Source organism: Nodosilinea sp. LEGE 07298 (genome assembly GCF_015207265.1).
GTDB lineage: Bacteria > Cyanobacteriota > Cyanobacteriia > Phormidesmidales > Phormidesmidaceae > Nodosilinea.
Genome location: NZ_JADEXE010000034.1, coordinates 1 through 20,600, shown reverse-complemented (window position 1 = coordinate 20,600; position 20,600 = coordinate 1). Strand labels below are relative to the sequence as shown.

The 20,600-nt window shown below is 56.9% G+C and carries 17 protein-coding genes; 9 read left to right on the top strand and 8 right to left on the bottom strand.

Annotated elements, in window-relative coordinates:
- Window position 1 precedes the first annotated feature (1 nt).
- Window positions 2-568 carry a hypothetical protein gene (locus tag IQ273_RS07125; protein WP_228052477.1) on the bottom strand — a complete coding sequence of 189 codons (567 nt, stop codon included), beginning with the start codon at window positions 566-568 and terminating at the stop codon, window positions 2-4.
- Between the two features lie 85 nt (window positions 569-653).
- On the opposite strand from IQ273_RS07125, the gene IQ273_RS07120 reads away from it, so the two are divergent.
- From IQ273_RS07120 to IQ273_RS07095, 6 genes are all read left to right on the top strand, one after another.
- On the top strand, window positions 654-866 hold the full coding sequence (locus IQ273_RS07120; protein WP_194022482.1) for a hypothetical protein: 213 nt from the start codon (window positions 654-656) through the stop codon (window positions 864-866).
- Window positions 867-1,004: 138 nt separating this feature from the next.
- Window positions 1,005-4,001 carry a type I secretion system permease/ATPase gene (locus IQ273_RS07115; RefSeq protein ID WP_194022481.1) on the top strand — a complete coding sequence of 999 codons (2,997 nt, stop codon included), beginning with the start codon at window positions 1,005-1,007 and terminating at the stop codon, window positions 3,999-4,001.
- A gap of 243 nt (window positions 4,002-4,244) precedes the next feature.
- A complete protein-coding gene (locus IQ273_RS07110) occupies window positions 4,245-5,768 on the top strand; it encodes an HlyD family efflux transporter periplasmic adaptor subunit (protein WP_194022480.1) in 1,524 nt (507 codons plus the stop codon).
- A 296-nt stretch (window positions 5,769-6,064) separates the two neighbouring features.
- A complete protein-coding gene (locus IQ273_RS07105) occupies window positions 6,065-7,039 on the top strand; it encodes a LysR family transcriptional regulator (protein ID WP_194022479.1) in 975 nt (324 codons plus the stop codon).
- A 382-nt stretch (window positions 7,040-7,421) separates the two neighbouring features.
- Complete coding sequence (locus tag IQ273_RS07100) at window positions 7,422-8,237, top strand: sulfite exporter TauE/SafE family protein (protein ID WP_194022478.1); 816 nt, start codon at window positions 7,422-7,424, stop codon at window positions 8,235-8,237.
- Window positions 8,238-8,508: 271 nt separating this feature from the next.
- Window positions 8,509-9,345 carry a metallophosphoesterase gene (locus IQ273_RS07095; protein WP_194022477.1) on the top strand — a complete coding sequence of 279 codons (837 nt, stop codon included), beginning with the start codon at window positions 8,509-8,511 and terminating at the stop codon, window positions 9,343-9,345.
- Between the two features lie 52 nt (window positions 9,346-9,397).
- Here IQ273_RS07095 and IQ273_RS07090 read toward each other — a convergent pair whose 3' ends face one another.
- The 6 genes from IQ273_RS07090 to IQ273_RS07065 all read right to left on the bottom strand — a co-directional run bounded on the left by IQ273_RS07090 (window position 9,398) and on the right by IQ273_RS07065 (window position 15,502).
- Window positions 9,398-10,228, bottom strand: coding sequence for an alpha/beta fold hydrolase (locus tag IQ273_RS07090; RefSeq protein ID WP_194022476.1), 831 nt, complete (start codon window positions 10,226-10,228; stop codon window positions 9,398-9,400).
- Window positions 10,229-10,336: 108 nt separating this feature from the next.
- Window positions 10,337-11,035, bottom strand: a complete 699-nt coding sequence (locus IQ273_RS07085; RefSeq protein ID WP_194022501.1) for a lysophospholipid acyltransferase family protein — start codon at window positions 11,033-11,035, stop codon at window positions 10,337-10,339.
- 196 nt (window positions 11,036-11,231) lie between these two features.
- Window positions 11,232-12,314 (bottom strand): 23S rRNA (adenine(2503)-C(2))-methyltransferase RlmN, encoded by a 1,083-nt coding sequence (gene rlmN, locus IQ273_RS07080; RefSeq protein WP_228052476.1) that lies wholly within the window; start codon window positions 12,312-12,314, stop codon window positions 11,232-11,234.
- 113 nt (window positions 12,315-12,427) lie between these two features.
- Window positions 12,428-13,300, bottom strand: a complete 873-nt coding sequence (locus tag IQ273_RS07075) for an SPFH domain-containing protein (RefSeq protein WP_194022475.1) — start codon at window positions 13,298-13,300, stop codon at window positions 12,428-12,430.
- A gap of 89 nt (window positions 13,301-13,389) precedes the next feature.
- Window positions 13,390-14,301 carry a DUF4922 domain-containing protein gene (locus IQ273_RS07070; protein ID WP_194022474.1) on the bottom strand — a complete coding sequence of 304 codons (912 nt, stop codon included), beginning with the start codon at window positions 14,299-14,301 and terminating at the stop codon, window positions 13,390-13,392.
- 529 nt (window positions 14,302-14,830) lie between these two features.
- The gene (locus IQ273_RS07065; RefSeq protein WP_194022473.1) at window positions 14,831-15,502 is read right to left on the bottom strand and encodes a glutathione S-transferase; all 672 of its coding nucleotides are present in this window, start codon (window positions 15,500-15,502) and stop codon (window positions 14,831-14,833) included.
- A gap of 248 nt (window positions 15,503-15,750) precedes the next feature.
- Between IQ273_RS07065 and IQ273_RS07060 the strand changes: the two genes are divergently transcribed.
- The gene (locus IQ273_RS07060; RefSeq protein ID WP_194022472.1) at window positions 15,751-16,425 is read left to right on the top strand and encodes a response regulator transcription factor; all 675 of its coding nucleotides are present in this window, start codon (window positions 15,751-15,753) and stop codon (window positions 16,423-16,425) included.
- A 30-nt stretch (window positions 16,426-16,455) separates the two neighbouring features.
- Here IQ273_RS07060 and IQ273_RS07055 read toward each other — a convergent pair whose 3' ends face one another.
- On the bottom strand, window positions 16,456-18,237 hold the full coding sequence (locus tag IQ273_RS07055) for a CHASE domain-containing protein (protein WP_194022471.1): 1,782 nt from the start codon (window positions 18,235-18,237) through the stop codon (window positions 16,456-16,458).
- A gap of 65 nt (window positions 18,238-18,302) precedes the next feature.
- On the opposite strand from IQ273_RS07055, the gene IQ273_RS07050 reads away from it, so the two are divergent.
- Together IQ273_RS07050 and IQ273_RS07045 are read left to right on the top strand one after the other, a co-directional pair.
- Window positions 18,303-18,701, top strand: a complete 399-nt coding sequence (locus IQ273_RS07050; RefSeq protein WP_194022470.1) for a gamma-glutamylcyclotransferase — start codon at window positions 18,303-18,305, stop codon at window positions 18,699-18,701.
- Between the two features lie 191 nt (window positions 18,702-18,892).
- Window positions 18,893-20,572: an ABC transporter substrate-binding protein gene (locus tag IQ273_RS07045; protein WP_194022469.1), complete on the top strand. Its 1,680-nt coding sequence runs from the start codon at window positions 18,893-18,895 to the stop codon at window positions 20,570-20,572.
- Window positions 20,573-20,600: the final 28 nt, after the last annotated feature.

The following is a 20,600-nucleotide window of genomic DNA, read 5'->3' as shown; positions in this document are numbered from 1 at the left end:
GTTAGCGATCGAAATTAGCAATGCGCCGCGCCGCCCCAACACTCTGTTCACCGGGGCCAAAGGTGATCTCCAGGGCCTGCTGGTCGGCAAAGGCTTGCGAGGCCTCGCGGTAGACAGTGCGGGTGGTGGGCAGAGTGCGCCGCTGACCGTTGTAGTCAAAGGTGATGGCATAGTCAACTTCGCGGAGGATCGCGGGGTCAGTGCGCTGCTCGATCGGCTCGCGCTTGCGGGCCTCTAGCTCATCGGCAGTGGGGCGCGGCGGCAACGGCGGCCAGTACAAGCCTTCATCGTCGGGGCCGGTGGCAGCACCTTCGGGACGCATCCCGTTGCGATTGACGAGGGTGTTGGAGTCAAAGGTTTCCATATGAATGGTCTGGCGGCGATCGAAGCTGCGAGCGTACTCGGCCCGCCAGGTTTGGGTGACGGTAGCGGTGGCTTCATAGGTGCCGGTGGTCACGGTGTCACCTGTGGCGGGGTAGTTATCGCACCCGGCCAGACCCAGGCCCAGAGCCAGCGTGCCAGCCTGAAGCCAGCGAGGCAGCGAGAACGGAGCAGTTAACGTAGGCATAGCAACAGCTAGTGTATCTAAGAATGGTTTTGCCTATAGACGCTACCAGTGTCTTATACAGAACGGCTATGGCAGGCGGCAGGGGATGAAAGTGGCACAGAAGGACGGTCTGACCAAGGAGCTATTTCTCACTGTGGCAGCACGTTTCTCAGGCGCTGGCTTTACGCTTTGGGCACTAGAGGGTAAAAAGTTGGTCACGTTAACCCAAGGTTATCTTGCTGAGCTCACCCCAGGATTTACGATAGGGCAGGTTGCGAAAGGTAGTCTGATCGTCGCCGCACTCAAAGGCCGAACTTAAATTACGTTGTGTATCGATTTAGTGCATCTGACTATCGTTCACTGAGCGTATTGATTAAACCTGGTGAATACTAAGCTCCTGCTTTGGCATGTAGCTATGCCCGGCTGCCCCTAACCGTGCGTCCATACCCCCTTGGCCATGACCCAAACGTCGCTTTCGATTCAGCAAACCTTTGAGACCTTAGAGCCCTTTGATCGCTTGCCCCCTGAGGCGCTACAACAGCTGCTGCAAACGGCTCAGCCTCTGCGGTACCGATTGGGTCAGCCACTGCTGCGGCGCGAGATGTTAACCCAGCAGGTGATTGTGCTGCTCGAAGGGCAGGCCCGCCTGCTCGGCTACGACCCGCGCACTCAGCAGCCCGTTACCCTAAAACGCTTCGGTCGGGGCGAAATGCTGGGGGTGATTAGCCTGATTCGCGGTGTGCCGTGCGAAACGGTAATTGCCTCAACCGAGGTGCTGGCCCTTACCCTGCCGTCGTACATGTTTCTGGGGCTGCTAGATGAGTACCCAGAATTTGGCAGTGCGGTGCGCGATCGCGTCTATGCGATCGAAGCCTTTGACCTAGTGGCCGAGCACGCCAAGGCCCATGCCCTCGATGTTGGCGATCTCAAGGCCAAAGCCCAAACGGTCTGTGACGAATCTGCGATCGTCACCTTGCCCAGCGGCCCCAACAACCTGAGCCAGTTAGATGCGGCCCTCACCTGGGTGCTCAGCGGCGGGACAGTGTTGAATATCCCAGTCGGCTCAACGCTGCTGCTCGATCGCCCCGTCGAAGTGCTTAGCCCCCAAGGGGCGCGGGTGTTGGGGATGACCCCGGCAGTGCTGGCCGAAACACTGCCCGAGCCACTGCCTCCAGAACTCGAGGCCGTTGCCCGCCCCGTGGAAGTGCTCGATGTCAACAACATTCCCTACGCCACCGAGGCGGATTTAGCCCCTCGCGCTCAAGGCTCCTCAGCGGCGGAGAAAGCTCCTGGTCGCAGCTACCCCTTCGCGCGAGGCCGAGGCGAGGTCGATGGTGCTTTGGCCTGCTTCGACATGCTTAGCCAGCACTTCTCCATGCCCTTTCGCAAGGATGTGATTCGCCGCATTTTGGCTAATCAGCACGAGCGCATGGGGCAGCTATCGCTGCCGATCTGCGGCTCGGTGAGCGAGATGATGGGCCTCAAAACCCAGCTCGTGCGGGTGCCCACGGGTGCTTTTGGTCGGCTCAATACCCCCTGCTTAATTCGCTGGCAGGAAAGCTTTGCGGTCGTTTACGAAACCACCGAGAAAGCGTACATCTTGGGCGACCCCGAGGTAGGGATTATTCGCCGTACCCCCGAGAGCTTTGCTGAGGCCTGGGGCGCTGGCGACGGCAGTGGGGGCGAAGTCCTGTTATTGGAGCCCACCCGCGAAACGCCCCAGCAAAAGTTCGGCCTGCAGTGGTTTTGGCCCTCCATCAAACAGTACCGCTGGGTGCTGATTGAGGTCTTTATAGCCTCGTTTTTTGTGCAGCTGTTTGGTCTGGCCAACCCACTGATGGTGCAGCTGATCATCGATCGCGTGATTGTGCAAAACAGCGTCGATACCCTGCAGGTGCTGGGCGTGTTCTTGGTGGTGGTGGCCATCTTTGAGGCCGTGCTCACCAGCCTGCGCACGTACCTCTTTGTCGATACCACCAACCGCATCGATATGGCCCTCGGGTCAGAAATTATCGATCACCTGTTTCGATTGCCCCTGCGCTACTTTGACAAGCGCCCCGTGGGCGAACTCTCCAGCCGTATCAACGAGCTAGAGAACATTCGCTCCTTTCTTACCGGTACGGCCCTGACGGTGGTGCTCGACGCCATATTTTCAGTGTTGTACATCATTGTGATGTTCATCTATAGCTGGCTGCTGACACTGGTAGCGCTGGCGACGATTCCGCTGTTTGTGCTGGTGACTATGCTGGCGGCCCCAGTGGTGCGCAAGCAGCTGCGGGTAAAAGCTGAGCGCAATGCCTCGACTCAGTCGCTCTTAGTCGAGTCGCTGTCGGGCATTCAGACTGTGAAAGCGCAAAATATTGAGCTGCGCACCCGCTGGAAGTGGCAGGAGCGCTACGCCGAGTACGTCAGCGCTGGGTTCAACACGGTGCTGACCTCCACTACCGCTAACAGTGCCAGTAACTTTTTAAACAAGCTCTCGGCCCTGCTGGTGCTGTGGGTGGGCGCTTACCTGGTGCTGCAGGGCGAACTTACCCTGGGCCAGCTGATCGCCTTTCGAATTATCTCAGGCTACGTGACCGCGCCGATTTTGCGCCTGGCCCAGCTGTGGCAGAACTTTCAGGAAACAGCCCTGTCGCTAGAGCGGCTGTCTGACATCATCGACCACCCCCAGGAGACCGACGCCGACGAGGCCAATCAGATCCCCATGCCGGAGATCACCGGGCAGGTCACCTTTGAGAATGTGGCCTTTCGCTTTGCGCCCTCGGGGCCGCTGCAGCTGGCTAACGTTAGCCTGGAGTTTCCGGCGGGCATCTTTATTGGCGTGGTGGGCCAGAGCGGCTCGGGTAAGAGCACCCTGATGAAGATGCTGCCTCGCCTCTACGAGCTAGAGTCGGGTCGCATCTTAATTGACCACTACGACATCAGCAAAGTCGAGCTGCACTCGCTGCGGCGGCAGATTGGCATTGTGCCTCAGGATAGCCTGCTGTTTGACGGCACCATTCAGGAAAATATTTCGCTCACCAACCCCGACGCCGAGGCCAGCGTGATTATTGAGGCGGCCAAAACCGCCTGCTGCCACGACTTTATTATGGATTTGCCCCTGGGCTACAACACCCGCGTTGGCGAGCGAGGCTCGACCCTCTCAGGGGGGCAGCGGCAAAGAATCGCGATCGCCCGCACCATTCTGCAAAACCCCCGCCTGCTGATTTTAGATGAAGCCACCAGCGCCCTCGACTACGACACCGAGCACCAGGTCTCGGTGAATCTTAAGGCTTGGGCCAAAGGCCGCACGGTGTTCTTCATCACCCACCGGCTCAACACCATTCAGCAGGCCGACCAAATTTTGGTCATGGATCAGGGCTCGGCGGTAGAGCTAGGCACCCACAGCGAACTGATGGAACTCCAGGGGCGCTACTTTACCCTTTACCAGCAGCAGTTGAGCGGTGTCTAAGGAGGCGTTGAATGGACAACACCCGATTCCCCGTAGGGTGCATTTGCGCAGCAATGCACCATTCAGAGGGTGAGGCAAAGAATCATGCCCGGCGATGGCTAGCTTTCTCCCTGCCCCCATGCTCCAGCGGTGCGTTACGGCCCGCCCGTGCCCGTCTGTCTACTCCCTGATTGACCTACGGCTTAACACACCCTACACGTCCCCCTATTCACTCGCTCATTCCCCCACTCACTCCCCAAAACCATGGTTCGCATCAACAGCCTCCCCCCCAATCAAACCTCTAGCGCTGACCAGAATGGCGATGCCGTGCTCGCCAACCAGCCGTCGCGGCAAAAGGTGCAGTTCGACAAGCCGGTCATTCTCCGCCAGTCGCCCCGATGGTCGCGGGCGGTGGTGTGGACTCTGGTAGGGGTGACGACCTTTACCCTAGGCTGGGCCTGTTTAGCCAAGTTTGAGGAGGCGATTCCGGCCCAGGGCAAGCTGGAGCCGAAGGGCATGGTGCAGCCGGTGCAGGCTCCGGTGGGGGGCGTAGTGGAGGAGGTACTGGTCAGCGAAGGGCAGGCGGTGGAGGCGGGCGACCCCCTGCTGCGGTTTGACCCCGAGACCACCCAGGCCCAGCTTACGTCGCTAGAGACCATTCGCACCAAGCTGCAAGAAGAAAATGCCTACTATAAGGCGCAGCTGGCCGACAACATCAATGCCAGCGCCCCGGTGGACATTGCCCCTGGGCTGGTGCAGTTGACCAGCAACCGCGCCGCCCTGGTGGCCGAAAACGCCCTCTACCGCGCTCAGCTGGCGGGCGATGTGACTGGAGAAACCCTGCCCCCGGCCCAGCGCGATCGCCTGCGATCTGCCACCGCTGAACTCAACTCGCGCCTTAGCATCGCTAATTTGGAGGTCGACCAGCTGCGCCGTCAGCTGACCCAGACCCAGGCTCAGCTTGCCAACGCCCGCGATGCCCTGCGGGTGAATCAAAACATTCTCGATCGCATTCAACCGCTGTACGAGGCGGGGGGCATTGGCGAAATTCAGTACCTGCAGCAGGAGCAGGAGGTGAACAATCGCCAGACCGAGGTCAACCGCCTGGTCGAAGAAGAGCAGCGGCTAGGACTACAAATTGCCCAGGCCCAGGAGCAGTTCCGCAATACCTCGATTGCGTCTCAGGACGAGTTGCAGCAGCGCATTGCCGCCAACGACAACCAAATCGCCACCATCGACAGCCAGCTGACCAAAACCATTCTCGAAAACGATAAGCAGCTGCAAGAGCTTGACAGCCAGATGGCCCAGCTGCAGCAAACCTTGACCTATCAAGAGCTGCGCGCCCCAGTCAGCGGCACCGTGTTTAACCTGAAAGCTAACCAGGCGGGCTACGTAGCCAACTCCACTGAGCCCATTCTCGAAATTGTGCCCACCGATGCCCTGGTAGCACGGGTGTTTATTACCAACCGCGACATTGGCTTTGTGCGCGAGGGCATGAATGTGGATGTGCGCATCGACTCATTCCCGTACAGCGAATTTGGCGATGTGAAGGGCACCCTGACCCAGATTGGCTCCGATGCGCTGCCCCCCGACCAGATCAACCCCAACTACCGCTTCCCGGCAGAGGTGACCCTCGGCGATCAACTGATTGCCATTGACGGTAAGCCGGTGCAGCTACAGTCGGGCATGTCGCTAAGCGCCAACATCAAAACCCGGCCCCGGCGCGTGATCACCCTTTTCTCTGACCTGTTTGTGCGCAAAATCGACACGATTAAAACTGGCGGTTAGGGCACAGGGGCTATGCTCGTCGGCGTCCTAGCCAGGGGTGGCGGGGATGAAAGGGTTCTGCAAGTAAATTTGTAGGGCTATTGCAGTGCAGTGCTCCCTACAGATCTGAGTTTTTAATCAGAGTTTTGTCTAGTCGGACTTGGTATTGGCGGGGCTAGATGGTGCACAGAGCAGCGTTGCAAGCGTCTGCTGAGCAATCTTTTTGCCGGATTCATAGAAAAAGTAAACTAAGTCCTTCTGATTTGATAGAATAGCGTCTATGTAAATGCTCCGTTGCTCACCGGGGAGGTCATTCGTTGATTCACGCCACGCTGCACCAGCTCAAGGTTTTTGAAGCGACTGCTCGCCACGGTAGCTTTACCCGCGCTGCCGAAGAGCTCTATTTAACCCAGCCCACGGTGTCGATTCAGGTGAAGCAGCTGACTAAAGCCGTTGGCCTGCCTTTGTTTGAGCAGATTGGTAAGCGCCTCTATCTGACCCAGGCGGGGCAAAAGCTGCTAGAAACCTGCCAAGAAATTTTTGACGGCCTCGATCAGTTTGAGATGGCGGTGTCAGACCTGAAGGGACTGAAGCAGGGGCAGCTGCGGCTGGCGGTGATTACTACGGCTAAATATTTTGTGCCAAGGCTGCTAGGGCCGTTTTGCCAGCGCTTTCCCGGTATTGATATTTCGCTGAAGGTGACCAACCACCAGCAAATTCAAGAGCGTATGACCAGTAATGATGACGATCTCTACATCATCAGTACGCCGCCCGAGCAGCCTGACCTGAAGATCTATCCCTTTCTGGAAAACCCGCTGGTGGTGCTCGGTCCGCAGGATCACCCCCTGGTGGGTAAGCCGCGATCGCCCATTTCGGCCCTCAATGGTGAACAGTTCATCATGCGCGAACCGGGATCGGGCACCCGCCAGGCGGTGCAAAAGCTGTTTGCCGAGCACGATGTCAATGTAAAGGTGCGCTTGGAACTGGGTAGCAACGAGGCGATCAAACAGGCGATCGCAGGTGGCTTAGGCATTTCGGTGCTGTCGCTGCACACCATTATTTCTGAGGGCACCACGGGCGAGTTCGCCATTCTTGATGTCGATCACTTCCCCATCGATCGCCAGTGGTATGTGGCTCACCTAGCGGGCAAGCAGCTCTCGGTGGTCTCGCAAGCGTTTTTAAACTACCTACTCGAAGAAAGCCATACCCTGGTGGAAAATCTGCTGCCGGGGATCAATCGCGTTCCGGCGGCGATCGCACCAAAAGGCGCAGAGCTGCTTAGCAAGGTCTAAGCAGAAACGTATCTCGCGAGGGCAAACCGCCATAAAGTCGTTGGTCTGGCTCACACCGGTCTGATTGGCTACTAAGTTTAGCAATGACAACAGCTGTTGTCTCGGAACCAGTGGAGCGCTACCTACCGCCATTTGCCGTTGACCACGTTAACCACTTGAGTCGTGACGTAGAGGGTTGTGACGGCCAGGGTGAACTAGATACGAGCGAGGGCACATACGTTTGGAGATTAAAACGCTTATCGATCAAAAGTGCTGAGTAAATCTCTAATGATGGAATTGTCTAGCTGATGGTCAAGCCGATCGCGGCTGCGATCAATTGCCAACCTCAGTCAGTTACGATGGAGCGATTGTTTGCTCCAGACATAAACGACAGTGGGAGGGTGTGGTGGGTAACGGCTTAATTTTGGCCCTGGCGGGGCTGCTCGCGGGGGTACTGGCAGGGTTTTTGGGCATTGGCGGCGGCACGGTGATGGTGCCCGTGATGGTGGCTTTGGGCCTATCGGGGGTGCAGGCGGTAGGGACGAGTACGCTTGCGATCGCCCTGATTGCCCTGGTGGGCAGCGTGCAAAACTGGCGCATGGGCTTTCTCAAGCTCAACCATGTGGCCATGCTGGGGCTACCTGCCCTAATCACCGCCTACCTCGGCAAAGAGGTGGCCACCGCCCTGCCCAACTACGCACTGTTAGCGATTTTTGGCCTCTTCCTGCTGTTCAATATCTATCTGATTGGCCTCAAAAAACAGGTAGTACGCCAGGCCCAGCGAAGTGAATCCGCAGGCATACCTGCTGGTTCAGATTCTACCCCGCTGCCTATGTCGCCAACGATCGCTCGACTGGGCATTGGCGGGCTGGCCGGGTTTTTGGCGGGGCTGTTTGGGGTCGGCGGTGGCGTGGTGATGGTGCCCCTGCAAATCTTACTGTTGCACGAGCCGATTAAAGTTGCGGTGCAGACCAGCCTGGGGGCGATTGTAATTACTGGGTTGTGGGCCTGCCTGTGGCACGCCCTGGCCGGTAACGTGCTGCTGACGACAGGGCTGATTTTGGGCGCAGCAGGGGCGATCGGGGTGCAGGTCAGCACCCGCTACCTACCTCGACTGCCCGATCAGGCGGTGACTATTATGTTTCGAGCGCTGCTAGCGCTGTTGTCTGGATACTTTTTCTTCAAAGCCTGGGCTAGCTATACGGCCTTGTCTGCCTAAATTCTTATTTTCTATGGTGTCGACGCTGTAGCGTTGACACCATCACCCCAGTCGACCCTACACATTCTCAACATCCTAGGTCTCCTCAACATGGAGCGCAGGAGCGCCACCGCGAGTATTCCATGCGGAGGGTAGGAACGATAGGGGTATTGACACGAGGTTAATGTTCACCCTACAAATGGGTTTGATCATCCCGGCTGAAGAATTGCTCAAACCAGTGGCAAGAGCGGGTTAAACGGGCTAGCGTGCGGATGATGCGTTCTCAGCCTCTATGCGCCCTTTGTTCACTGGCCCCCTCACCGTAGAAACGGTAACTGTTCCCATCTGCGATCTGCCTAGTCGGCTAGAGGGGTGCCGTATTGTGCAGCTATCTGACTTTCACTTTGATGGCCAGCGCCTCTCGCTGGGGCTGTTGCAGCAGGTGATCGATCGCGTCAACAGCCTGAAGCCTGATCTGATTGCCCTGACTGGCGATTACGTCACCCGTGACCCGGCACCTATTTTTACCCTGGCAACCTACCTTAGCCAGCTCAAGAGCCGCTATGGTACCGTGGCAGTGCTGGGCAACCACGACAACATTACCCTAGGCGGGCGGCATACGATCTTGCGATCGCTTCAGCAAGCCGGCATTCGCACCCTGTGGAACGATATTGCCTATCCTCTCGGCGACGACCTGCCGGTGGTGGGACTGGCCGATTTTTGGTCGCGCGATTTTTGTGGAGCCCATCGCGTGCTCAAGGCTCTGCCGCCGTCTCAGCCCCGACTCGTGCTTTCCCACAACCCCGACAGTGCCGAAGACTTAGCCCCTTGGCGGGTCGATTTGCAGCTTTCGGGCCACACCCACGGCGGTCAAATTGTGCTGCCCGGCCTTGGGCCAGCCCCCGCCCTCAGCCAGGCGCTGCGGCTGTCGGTGCTGGCTCGGTTACCCTTTGACCTGCCCTATCTCAAGCGCAACTGCTTAAAAATTGTGCGCCATTGGGAATGGGTATCGGGGCTGCACAGAGTGGGACCAAACCAGCTGTATGTTAACCGGGGTTTAGGATCTTATGCACCGGGGCGGCTGGGGTGCCCGCCGGAGGTGACGGTGGTGGAATTGGTGAGGGGATGAGAAAGGTGAGGGAATAATGCGGCAGAGGCGAGATCAATGCTCCCTAGGCGGATTAAGAGACTAGGGGTGCAGGTTGACCCTCTGCATCTAGGCTGTGGCGATCGCGCCCATTACCCGGTAAAAAGTCTACCGCCCGTAGAATCGCCCCCAGATTGACGCCGTCTTCGAGCAGGCTGGCGTGGCCGCTATGGGGCAGAGGGTAAATGCGGGGGTTGGGGAATAGCGCCGCCAGACGCTGAGCTTCTTCTAAAGAGGGCAGCAGGCGATCGCCCAAGGAAGCCACCAGCAGCGTAGGTGCGCTCACCCGCTGTAGCTGTAGCGGCTCTAGGCGAAACTGCGACAGCAGCGCTAGCCGCCAGGCGGCACTGCTCTGGGTGACTGCCGCCATCGCTCGCATCAGAGCCTGTCGGTTGGCCTCGCCAATGCGGCTGAGGTTGGCTAGCACCGGCAGGCTAAACAGGTTAGAGCTCTGGTATAGCGGCGGTGCCACCCAGGGGGTAAGGTTAGCGACCCAGTGCAGCCACGGAAAGCGGTGAAACGACGAGGCCGAATTGATCAAAATTAGGTGGCTGGCCAGGGCTGGGGCTAGCGCCACGACTCGCAGCGCCAGACAAGCTCCAAACGATTCGCCGCAAAGATAGACCGGGGCCGTACCTGCTTCCTGACGAATCAGCTGTAAGGCCTGGTGTGCCATACGTTCCCACGACGACAGGTCATCGCCCGGTATGACCAGGCAGCGAATATCAAAATGGGATTTTAGGCCAGCGCTTTGCAAGCCAAAGAGTTCACCGCTGCCATCCATGCCCGGCAGGTACACAAACATGGGCCGGTTAGGGTGCTTGCCGGTAGGGGCGTAGAGCTTGAGGGGAACGGGTTCAGCCATAGATGATTAATGGAAAGGGCAGGTTGGTCTTGAGATTAGTAAAAACAGTCGTAGCCCCGTGACGCAGATCCCAAGACAATAGCCCCCGCAACGATAGCCCCCAAACCATTAGTAGCACCCCTGTTTTAACAGATCGGCAATTTCATCCTGGCAGCACTGGGCTAGCTCATTGGCCAGGTTGTTTGGGCCTTTAGCCCGATAGCGCGATCGCAGGCGCGCATCCACTCGTACCGGTCGACCAATCAACAGGTTGACCTCCTGGTAAAAGACGGCCGGATGCCACCCCGGCTGCTGAAACAGCGGCTCAGAGGAGTCGAAAATACTCAGCCAGCGCAGGGGCACGACCGAGTTGGTGGTTTCTCGATTAGCTGCGATCGCCACGGGCACAATCGCTAATTCCTCGACCGGTGCCCGCAGGGCCAGGTGGGCAAACCCTCGGTGAAAGCTGTTTAAGTTATCGGGGGTGGTTTTGTTGACCATGGGGGCCGCCCCTTCTGGAAAGATGCCCACCGCTTCACCATCGCCCAGGGCATTCATAGCGCGGCGAAAGAAGGCCGTCTGACCCTTGCCGGGGGCATCGAGGGGCAGACAGCCCAGGGCGTTGATCATAGTGCGTAAGCCCGGCACCTGACTCATATAGTGGTGGCAGGCAAAGCGGACCGGGCGACCGACGGCGCTCATCAGCAGTGGCGCATCCATAATGCTGCGGTGGTTGCTGACCACCACCAGGGGCTGATGGGACGGCAGGCGATCGCGCCCGTGTACTGACATTTTCACCTGTGACAGAGCCAGCAGCCAGTTAGACATGTCCAACGGGTTGGTGGTGAGAGACGTCAACGGTGGTACGGGAGCTAGGGCCATGCAAACCTACAAAGATAAGAACGGCTCAGCCACCCTGCGCTGAGGGCAGCAAAGCCTTGCTTTTTATAACGTAACAAAATCTCAAGTCATCAGAAGTGGGCAAATCCACCCATTCAAGCGAGATCTCCCCATCGATAGATCGCTAGGGTTGAGAGGCGCGCAGCTGCCCGCAGGCCGCATTTTCGTCTAACCCACGTGAGTAGCGCACCGTAACGGCAATATGGCGCGACTCTAGCTCGGCGACAAAGGCCCGAATGTTGGCCTCACTGGGGCGCTGGTAGTCGGCTTCACTAATAGGGTTGTAGGGAATCAGGTTGACGTGGCTCTGGAACCCGCGCAGGTGCTGGGCTAGCTCGGCAGCGTTGGTCGGCTGGTCGTTGAGCCCGGCCAGCAAAATATACTCAAAGGTCACCCGCCGCCCGGTGATCTGCACATACTCGCGGCACTCGTCGAGCAGCACCTCTAGGGGGTAAGCCCCGGCGCTGGGAATGAGCTGCAGCCGCTGAGGCTGGTTTGAAGCATGTAGACTCACCGCCAGAGTCACCTGGAGCTGCTCGGCGGCCAGGTCACGAATGCGGCCTGGCACCCCTACCGTAGACAGGGTGATCGATCGCTGGCCAATTCCCACATCGTGGTTGAGACAGCGAATGGCCGCCACCACGTTAGCCACGTTCAGCAGCGGTTCGCCCATGCCCATCAACACAATGTGGCTGACCCGCTGGCCAAAGTCTTCCTGCACCGTTAGCACCTGGTCCACAATTTCGTGGATGGCGAGGTTGCGCATAAAACCGCCCTTGCCCGTGGCGCAAAAGTCGCAGGCCATGGGGCAGCCCACCTGCGACGACACACACACCGTCAGCCGCTTGGCCGAAGGAATGCCCACGGTTTCAATAATTTGGCCGTCGGCCAGCTTGAGCAGATATTTTACCGTGCCGTCGCTGGCCACTACCCGGTGGTGCAGGGTCGATCGGCCCAGATCGACCTGCTCCATCGCCTGCCGCCAGGCTTTGGGGAATACGGTAATGTCTTGGAGCGATCGCGCCCCCTGCTGATAGATCCACTGGTAGAGCTGCTTGCCGCGATAGCTGGGTTGCCCCTGGGCCTGTACCCAGTCGGTCAGTTCTGCTAGCGATTTGCCCAGCAGCGGCTCGTCGGGCGATCGCGCCTCTTTGGAGGAAATCGTCTCGGCGGATGGGTTAGTAGCGGAAAGGGGAGTGACAGCCATAGCAGCAGTAAGAGCACAGTCTTTTATTCTAGTGGGTTCTTTCTGCTGTAGCCTTGCTGCCGTAGCTTACCTGTAGGATGCCGAATTCTCAGCGATCATCTAATTGATGCAGCCTAGCGCCGCTGGCGGCTGGGAAAGTCGCCCGAGCTGTCGCTAGCCTTGGGGGTATCAGACTTCGGGGTGGTGGTGTCGGTTTGAATCAGCTCAACTAACCCCTCACTCAAAAACTTGGGATCCATGAACACTATCTTAGAGTTTTCGCTGCCCCCGAGCTTTTCGTTGGCTTCTACGTAGCGCTGGGCCAGCAAATAGTTGAGAATGTCACCGGTATCGCCGCGATTGGCCAACGCCCCCGACAGCATTTGAATCGACTGCACCGTGGCCTCGGCCCGTTTAATGGCGGCCTCCTGCTCCCCTTGAGCTTCGAGCACCGTAGCCCGGCTTTTCAGCTCTGCTGCCTGCTGTAGCTGCATCGATCGCCGCACCTCATCGGGGGGCGTAATCTCCTGCACCTCCACGCGAGTTACCTTTACACCCCAGGGTTCAGTGGCTTCGTCAAGCTGAGACAGCAGTGCCCGGTTAAGCTCATCTCGCGAGGAGAAGGTCTTTTCGAACTCCATCTTGCCGATTTCCGAGCGCAGGGTGGTAATCACCAATTCTTCGATACCCTGCTCGACATTCTCGATCGCGTAGTAGGTCAGCTCCAGTTCTAGAATGCGCCAGTACACTACTGCATCGACATCTAGAAACACGTTGTCTTTCGTAATTGCTGCCTGCTTATCGACATCCAGAATTTGCTCGCGCACGCTGTCACGCAGAACAATGTAGTCGAGCACCGGCACAATAAAATTTAGCCCCGGCTTGAGCTTGCGGTGGTACCGCCCCAGTCGCTCGACCAGGGCCTCAGTGCCCTGGTTAATGATGCGCACCGAACCCACGGTATAACCAATGATGATTAGCGCCAAAATTCCGATAATCGACGGCACGGCTAGCCCTCAGGACTAAAAGTTGAGTAAACCTGTTCTACCCCCAAGTGTACCGAGTTCTTCCCAAAATGAGCTAAATCCCTACCTACTCACCCACCTTCACCCCGCGCCACCTGCTCAAGTACCGTCATCGGCCCTAGCGCCTTCAGCAGCTCCAGTTGCTCTAAATTTTTCACCAGCAGCGACCCGGCAAACCCTAACGAATTCACCGGAATCGACTGGTAGTGATCTTGCTGTCGGGCTACGGCCATCATCCAGCGGCGGGTGACTAGCAGGTTGTAGGGCAACGTTTCGGGTGGCTGGTGCCAGTCAGCGCCGAGGTGGGTCAGTAGCGCCCGGTAGGCCTCAAGCAGCGTTTTGCCGCTGGGAGCAGCCTGCTCTGTCAGAGGCAAAATGGCGTGATGAAAGGGCAGAATGGGCGATCGCACCGGACCACCGGCCTCAACCATATCGCCGATCGCGGCAATCACGGTATCTAGGGGCAGAGGGCTGCGATCGGGGCAAAGCGGCGGGGGCACCAGCTGTAGGTGCTTGTGGCGCTGGCTGGCCCCGGCTCGACGACCACCGTTGTAAAAGGCCAGCCCGTCAATGTCGGCCATACAAGTAGCCAGGGCCTCAAAATCGGCCAGGGTAAGCCAGGTGTCTTGGTCTTCAAAAGCGCGGGTGACGATCAAAATGTGGTGGTCAACCACGTTGTACTTATTCAGCAAGCACAGGTGAGTCGCCGACAGGTTGGCCACAAACAAGTCTGGGTCATAGGGCAAAAACGGATTTGCTGGCTTACCGGCCTGCTGCTGCGCCTGCTGCACCAGGTCGGCTTTTTCCTTGCGGGTCAGATTGGCCAAAATTCTGACTAAAAAGCGCATCCCCCCCTGTTCGACAAACTCGTAGCGGGTGTCGATGGGCTGTAGGGCACCGCGATCGAGGGCATGGCGGGTTTGCTGCTGAATGTTGCGCCAGAGGTCACCGGGGGCCAGCCCGGCCTCAGGGGAATGGGCCATAGAGACACTAGCGGAAGGTTACCCCACCGACTCTAGCAAACCGCCGACCCCAACAACAGAGGCAACCTAAAAGTATTGAAAGCAAAAAAGGTAGTTTAACGCAGAGGAACCTGGCTAGGTCTCAATCGTTGTTTAAATGCAACAACACCCAATTTATTATTCAAAGAACTTCCTACATTACGTCGAGCCTTTATGGAGATTGGGAACTCAATTCATGCTCTAGCGAGCATAAACGTTTGAACCCTTAAACTCCCTTTTGACTACTTCAGGAAGGGTTGAACAATGCCTTGGGTGCTGCCGTTTAGACGAGACAGATGTAAATTTAACAGCGCTTTCACTCCTTCTTGTGTGTGGACAATTGGCTGTTTGATCTGCCAGGGGAGCCTGCTCAGCTCCACATTCAATATACCTCCCTCAAATGAGCGATCCCCATCGATGAAATGATAGTTAACACTGGGTTAAAAGCTACTTTCAGCGCAGGAGTAACAATCAACAATAGGGCATGGTTACGCCTGTCTACGCTGTCGCCTTAGTTGGCAAACTGGTACGGGCCACCCCGCTCTAAGGCTTGTTGGTAAGCTGGGCGGGCGTGAATGCGATCGCAGAAATCGAGCAGCCGGGGATAGTTAGCCTCTAACCCGCCTCGGGCCATTGCGGCTTCGATGGGAAAGCTCATTTGAATATCGGCGGCGGTGAAGTCGTTGCTAACAAACCAGGGGCTTTGGGCCAGCTCTGCTTCTAAATAGCTGAGGTGCTGCGTAATTTGCGGCATGATGAACGAGTCTTTGGTGCGGCCTGTAATCAATTTGGCAATCGGTTTGATGAAAAACGGCATTGGCTGCTGCTCGATGCGATCGAAGACTAGCTTTAGCAGCAGGGGCGGCATGGCAGAGCCCTCGGCATAGTGCAGCCAGTAGGTGTAGCACAGCCGCTCTGGGGTGCCGGTTGGCGGGGCCAAACGACCGTTGCCATACTGTTCGACCAGGTACTCAATGATGGCCCCAGACTCTGCTAAGGTCAGCGCACCATCGGTAATGACGGGAGACTTACCCAGGGGATGAACCTGACGCAGCGATGCGGGAGCTAGCATCGTTTGGGGGTCGCGTTCGTAATACTTGATGTCGTACTCTAGGCCCAATTCTTCTAATAGCCAGAGAATGCGCTGCGATCGCGAATTATTCAGGTGGTGGACAATAATCATGCGGTGCTCAATCTGTCCTATAACTGCTACAACTGACCAAACTGTAAATCTTTATGGACAGGAACTTGCTGTTGCCCTAACCCGCTAAAGGTAGAAGGTGATGGTTAGAAAAGCCTCTACCCAATGCAGGAGGTCACTGTATTGAGCACTACAACACACTAGTCTCGATCCCTTCACTATCAGTGAAACAGTCTACCGTAGCCGCGATCGCCGCCGCTCAAGACTGATATTGAAGAGGCTGTTCAACCATGCGAATCCTGTTGGTCGAAGACGATCATCTCCTGGCGGCATCGTTATCTGAAGCCTTAGAAGCCCAGCGGTACACCGTCGATGTTGCCCACGATGGCGAACTAGCCTGGCAGCAAATGGCCCTGTTGCCCTACGACCTGATGCTGATGGATGTCACGCTGCCCCACCTAGATGGCCTGACCCTGTGCCAGCGCATGCGATCGCAGGGCTTTGCCTCCCCGGTGCTAATGCTCACGGCCCGCGATACCAGTTCTGACAAAGTGGCCGGGCTCGATGCCGGGGCAGACGCTTACATGGTTAAACCCTTCGACCTCTCCGAACTGATTGCCCAAATTCGTGCCCTGCTGCGGCGCGGGCACTTGGCACCACCCACCGCCCTACAGTGGGAAGCTTTGCGGCTCAACCCCACCACCTATGAGGTGACCTATCAAGACATGCCCATTCGCCTGACGCCCAAGGAATTTGCCATTTTGGAATTGCTGCTGCGTCACGGACGCCGAGTGCTGAGCCGTCATTTCATTCTGGAGTCGATCTGGTGCCTGGAAGATCCTCCGGGCGAGGAGACGGTTAAGGCCCATTTGAAGGCGCTTAGGCAGAAGCTCTGTAAAGCTGGGGCTCCCCGCGATTTTATTGAAACCATTCACGGACTAGGCTACCGGCTGACGGTCTGCTAACGCTTGCTCGGCGATCGCTCGATCGCTCGATTAATGCACCCTGGGCAACGTTGCCGTGATGCAGGTGCCGTTAGGGGGCTCGCTTTCAACGCTCAGGTGTCCTGCCATCAGTTCTGTACAGGTTTTTGCGACCGCTAACCCCAGCCCGGTTCCCTGGACCTGACCCACATTAGCGCCGCGATAAAACGCTTCAAACACTTTTTCCTGGGCCGCTGTCGGAATGCCCATACCCTGGTCAATCACCTGAAATATCCAGTTGTCAGCTGTAGCTGTGACCACCAGGCGAATGGGGCAATGTGGCGGAGAATACTTTGCTGCGTTGGATAACAAGTTTGTTAACACTGAGTGCAGCAGCTTTTTATCGAAATAGACCTTGGTCTCGATGTCGCTGCCCTCTAGTACAAGAGCTTGGCCGGGCTGTAGCTGAATTTGATCGCAGACCTGGCGACAAAAGAACCCCAGCTCTAAAATCTCAGGGTTGACCTCCAGTTTGCCGGCCTCGGCCCGAGTCAGCATCAAAATATCCTCAACCAGTTGCCCCATGCGTCGGGCCGCCAGCTGTATCCGCTCAATCGTTGTTGTCTGCTGCTGGGGAGACAGGCTGTCTCGATTGGTGCCTAGGGATTGTGCGGAAACACTAATGACGCTGAGGGGTGTGCGCAACTCATGGGATGCCATAGAAAAGAGGCGCAGTTTTAGGTCGCTGAGTTCACGGCTGCGCCGTAGCTCCGACTGCCAGCGCGTTAGGTAAACCAGCAGAATCGTTGTGATTAAGAGCCCAATTATCGCTGTTGCGATCGCGGCCCAGGGTGGAGAGGGGTACCGAGGCGGTAGAAACAAAAGCTGCCATTCCCGCTGACCTAGGCTTATGGTCGCCGTGCAGTGGAGCCCGGTAGCGCAAAAGGAGGCTGGGTTAAGGCGCGATCGCGTGGGCAATCGCGTAGCGCCCCCCGAGGGAACCTGCACTGCTTTACCCACATCAGAAACTACACGTTGTGTCTCTGCATCATAGAAACCCAGCAGTTGCTCATTGACCCTAGCCGTCTGATCCAAAATGTAAAAATCGATCTCGTTATCTAAATCAGCCAGCGACTCTTCTACGACATCGGCGACCCGAAATACGCCCAAAATATAGCCCAGCAGCAGCTGCCGCCGTCTGGCCACGTTGCGAGCGGGTTGGCGGTACACCGGTAAAAATACCAAAAAACTGTACTGGTTTTCGGCCCTGTCTTGCACCAGTTGAATTCGACCCGTAGCGGCTTTTTCCCCCGTATCCCTGGCCCGCTGTAGGGCAATGCGGCGAGTTCCGTCAGAGGCGAGGTCATAGCCTAAGGCGGCCTCATTGGTTGACCAAGGCTCTAAAAATGTGACGGGCACATAGCTACTGCGTTCCAAAGCTGGCACCAATTCACCGGCTTCGTTGCGCTCGGTAATGCCCAGGCCAGGTCGCCCGGTTTTTGCCTGTAGCCATTGCTCATAGGTGGTGCGATCGCGCTGGCTCAGCAGGGGTGCCCACTCCAAGGCCTGAATACCAGGATAGGTTGCGATCGCCCGCTGCACAAACCGACTGAACGCTGGCTCCGTTACATCGTGGTCATTGGCGGCGTATAAGTCGCCCATCGACAGCAGTAGCTCGTTGTAGCGATTGGTGGTGCGCTGTAGTGCGGTCGTCAGGTTATTAATTTGCTTTTGAAACTCGTTTTGACGAGACAGCCGCTCCCACCGACCGACCCAAACGGTGGCGACCAGGGTTGTGCCCAGCCCCAGGCCCAAGATAAGTGCGGCAGGAAGATAACGGGAGCGGCCAGACATTAAGTCATTGAAGTAATCTGCAAGAATGCTTATTGTTGCATAGCTTTGATGTTTGGAAAAACAGTATGACTGAGCTGCTTAAATTAGCCGTCAACGGCACCCTCATGCGTGGTCTAGAACTGAACGCCAACCTCTTAAATGCGGGGGCTACATTTCTCTATGAGGCGACCACGACCCCTAACTATCGCATTTGGTCCATTGGCGATGTACACCCTGCCATGGTGCGCGTCAGCGAGGGCGGCACCGCCGTAGCCCTAGAGGTCTGGGCTATACCAGCAGAAGGTTTAACCCAGGTGTTGCAGCAAGAGCCGCCAGGGCTCTCCATCGGTAAGGTCAAGCTGAGCAACGGAGAAGAAGTGCTGGGGGTGCTGGGAGAGCCAATTTTGTGTGAGGGTCAAACGGAGATTACCCATTACAGCGGGTGGCGAGCCTACACAGCCCAAAAAAAGGTCTTGGCAAATTAATTTTTGAGGAATAATCTTCCCGATTTCTTCCCGATTTCTTCCCGAAATATTACTGGGGCTAAAGGTAGTTTGAATCCTAACTTTTAGACAAGCTTCAGCTAGTCTCTTGATAGATTGTAGTGATTTTTACTGTTTCTTGAAAGACGACAGCGAAGTTTATTCTTTGCCTTGACCTACACCCCTAAACTGCCATGAGACGCCGCCGCTTAATCAAAACCAGTCTAGGTCTAACCGCCGGGTTGACCCTGGCTAATGGGCTCAAAGCCTGTAGCTCAAAGCCGTCTTCCTCTGATTCAGCCGCTTCCCCCAATTCAGGGACCAAAGTCTCCGACGCTAAGCTGACCATGGTGCAGGGGGGAGGCTTCCCGAACAGCCTAGATCTGCACCGGGTGGGCACCAACCGTCCGGCTTACGGCATTTCCTGGGCGATATATGACCGGCTGATGACCTTTGGCACTAAAGATATGCCCGATGGCACAATCTCCTATGACTACACGGTGCTAGAGCCTGAACTGGCAGAAAGCTGGGAAATGGCCGAAGACGGTATGTCTGTCACTTTTAACCTGCGGCAAGATGCCACGTTCCACGATGGTGCGCCGGTGACTGCTAACGATGTGAAGTGGTCCTACGACCGGGCGGTGTCGATCGGTGGTTTTCCTACCTTTCAAATGAAGGCGGGTGCCCTAGAAAACCCTGACCAGTTTGAGGTGGTAGACGACCATACCTTTAGAGTCAAGTTTCTGCGCCCCGACAAGCTGACCATGATCGACATGGCCGTTCCAATTCCGGTGGTGATCAATACTGAGTTGGTGAAGCCCCACCTCACCGCAGAAGACCCCTGGGGGGCTGAGTGGTTGAACAACAACGATGCGGGCAGCGGCGCTTATACAGTGAGTGAGTTTAAGCCCAATGAGCGGATTACCCTGGTGCGCTTTGACGACTGGAAGTCTGGCCCGCTACCGCAGATCCAAGAAGTGATTGTGCTCAACGTGCCGGAAGCTGGCAACCGCCGTGCTCTGCTGGAGAAGGGCGATATTGATATCAACTTCGATCTGTCGGAAAAAGACCAGAAAGAACTGGCCGCGATGGATAAGTTCGCCATGGTCTCAACACCAATTGAGAACTGCCTCTATTCCGTCGATATGCACACCAACCCAGAGCTGAAGGGCGAAGAAAACCCCTTTGCCGATGTCAAGGTGCGTCAGGCGGTGGCCTACGCCATCCCCTACGAGGCGATTATGGATACGGCGCTGTACGGCCAGGCGGTGCCCATGTACGGTACCGGCAAGTTTGAGCCAGACTCAGTGGAGTGGCCGCAGCCTACCCCCTATAAGACCGATATGGCGATGGCCAAAAAGCTAATGGCCGAATCGGGCTACCCTAGCGGATTTGAGACGACCCTAGCCTTTGACATGGGCACGAAGGAATGGGGCGAACCGGCGGTAGTGCTGATTCAAGAATCCCTGGCGGACCTGGGAATTAAGGTCAACATTGAGAAGGTGCCTAACGCTAACTTCCGCTCGGTGCTGGTGGAAAAGAGCCGTCCGATGATTGTCAATAACTTTGGTGGCTGGCTTAACTACCCCGACTACTTCTTCTTTTATGCCTACCACGGGCAAGATGCCACCTTTAACGGCAGCTCCTACAAAAATCCTGAGATGGACAAGCTGATTGAGGGAGCCCTGGCCTCAGAACCGGGCAATCTGGAATACGAGAAAAGTGTGAAGGATTTCATTGGGATGGCTTGGCAGGAGGTACCTCGGGTGCCCTTGGTGCAGCCCAAGCTGTCGGTGGCGATGCAGCCCAGCATCAGCGGCTACCAGTATTGGTTTCATCGGCAGCTGGATTTCCGGCAGTTGGAGAAGGCTTAGGGAAAGTGGGGGAGCAGGGGAGCTAGAC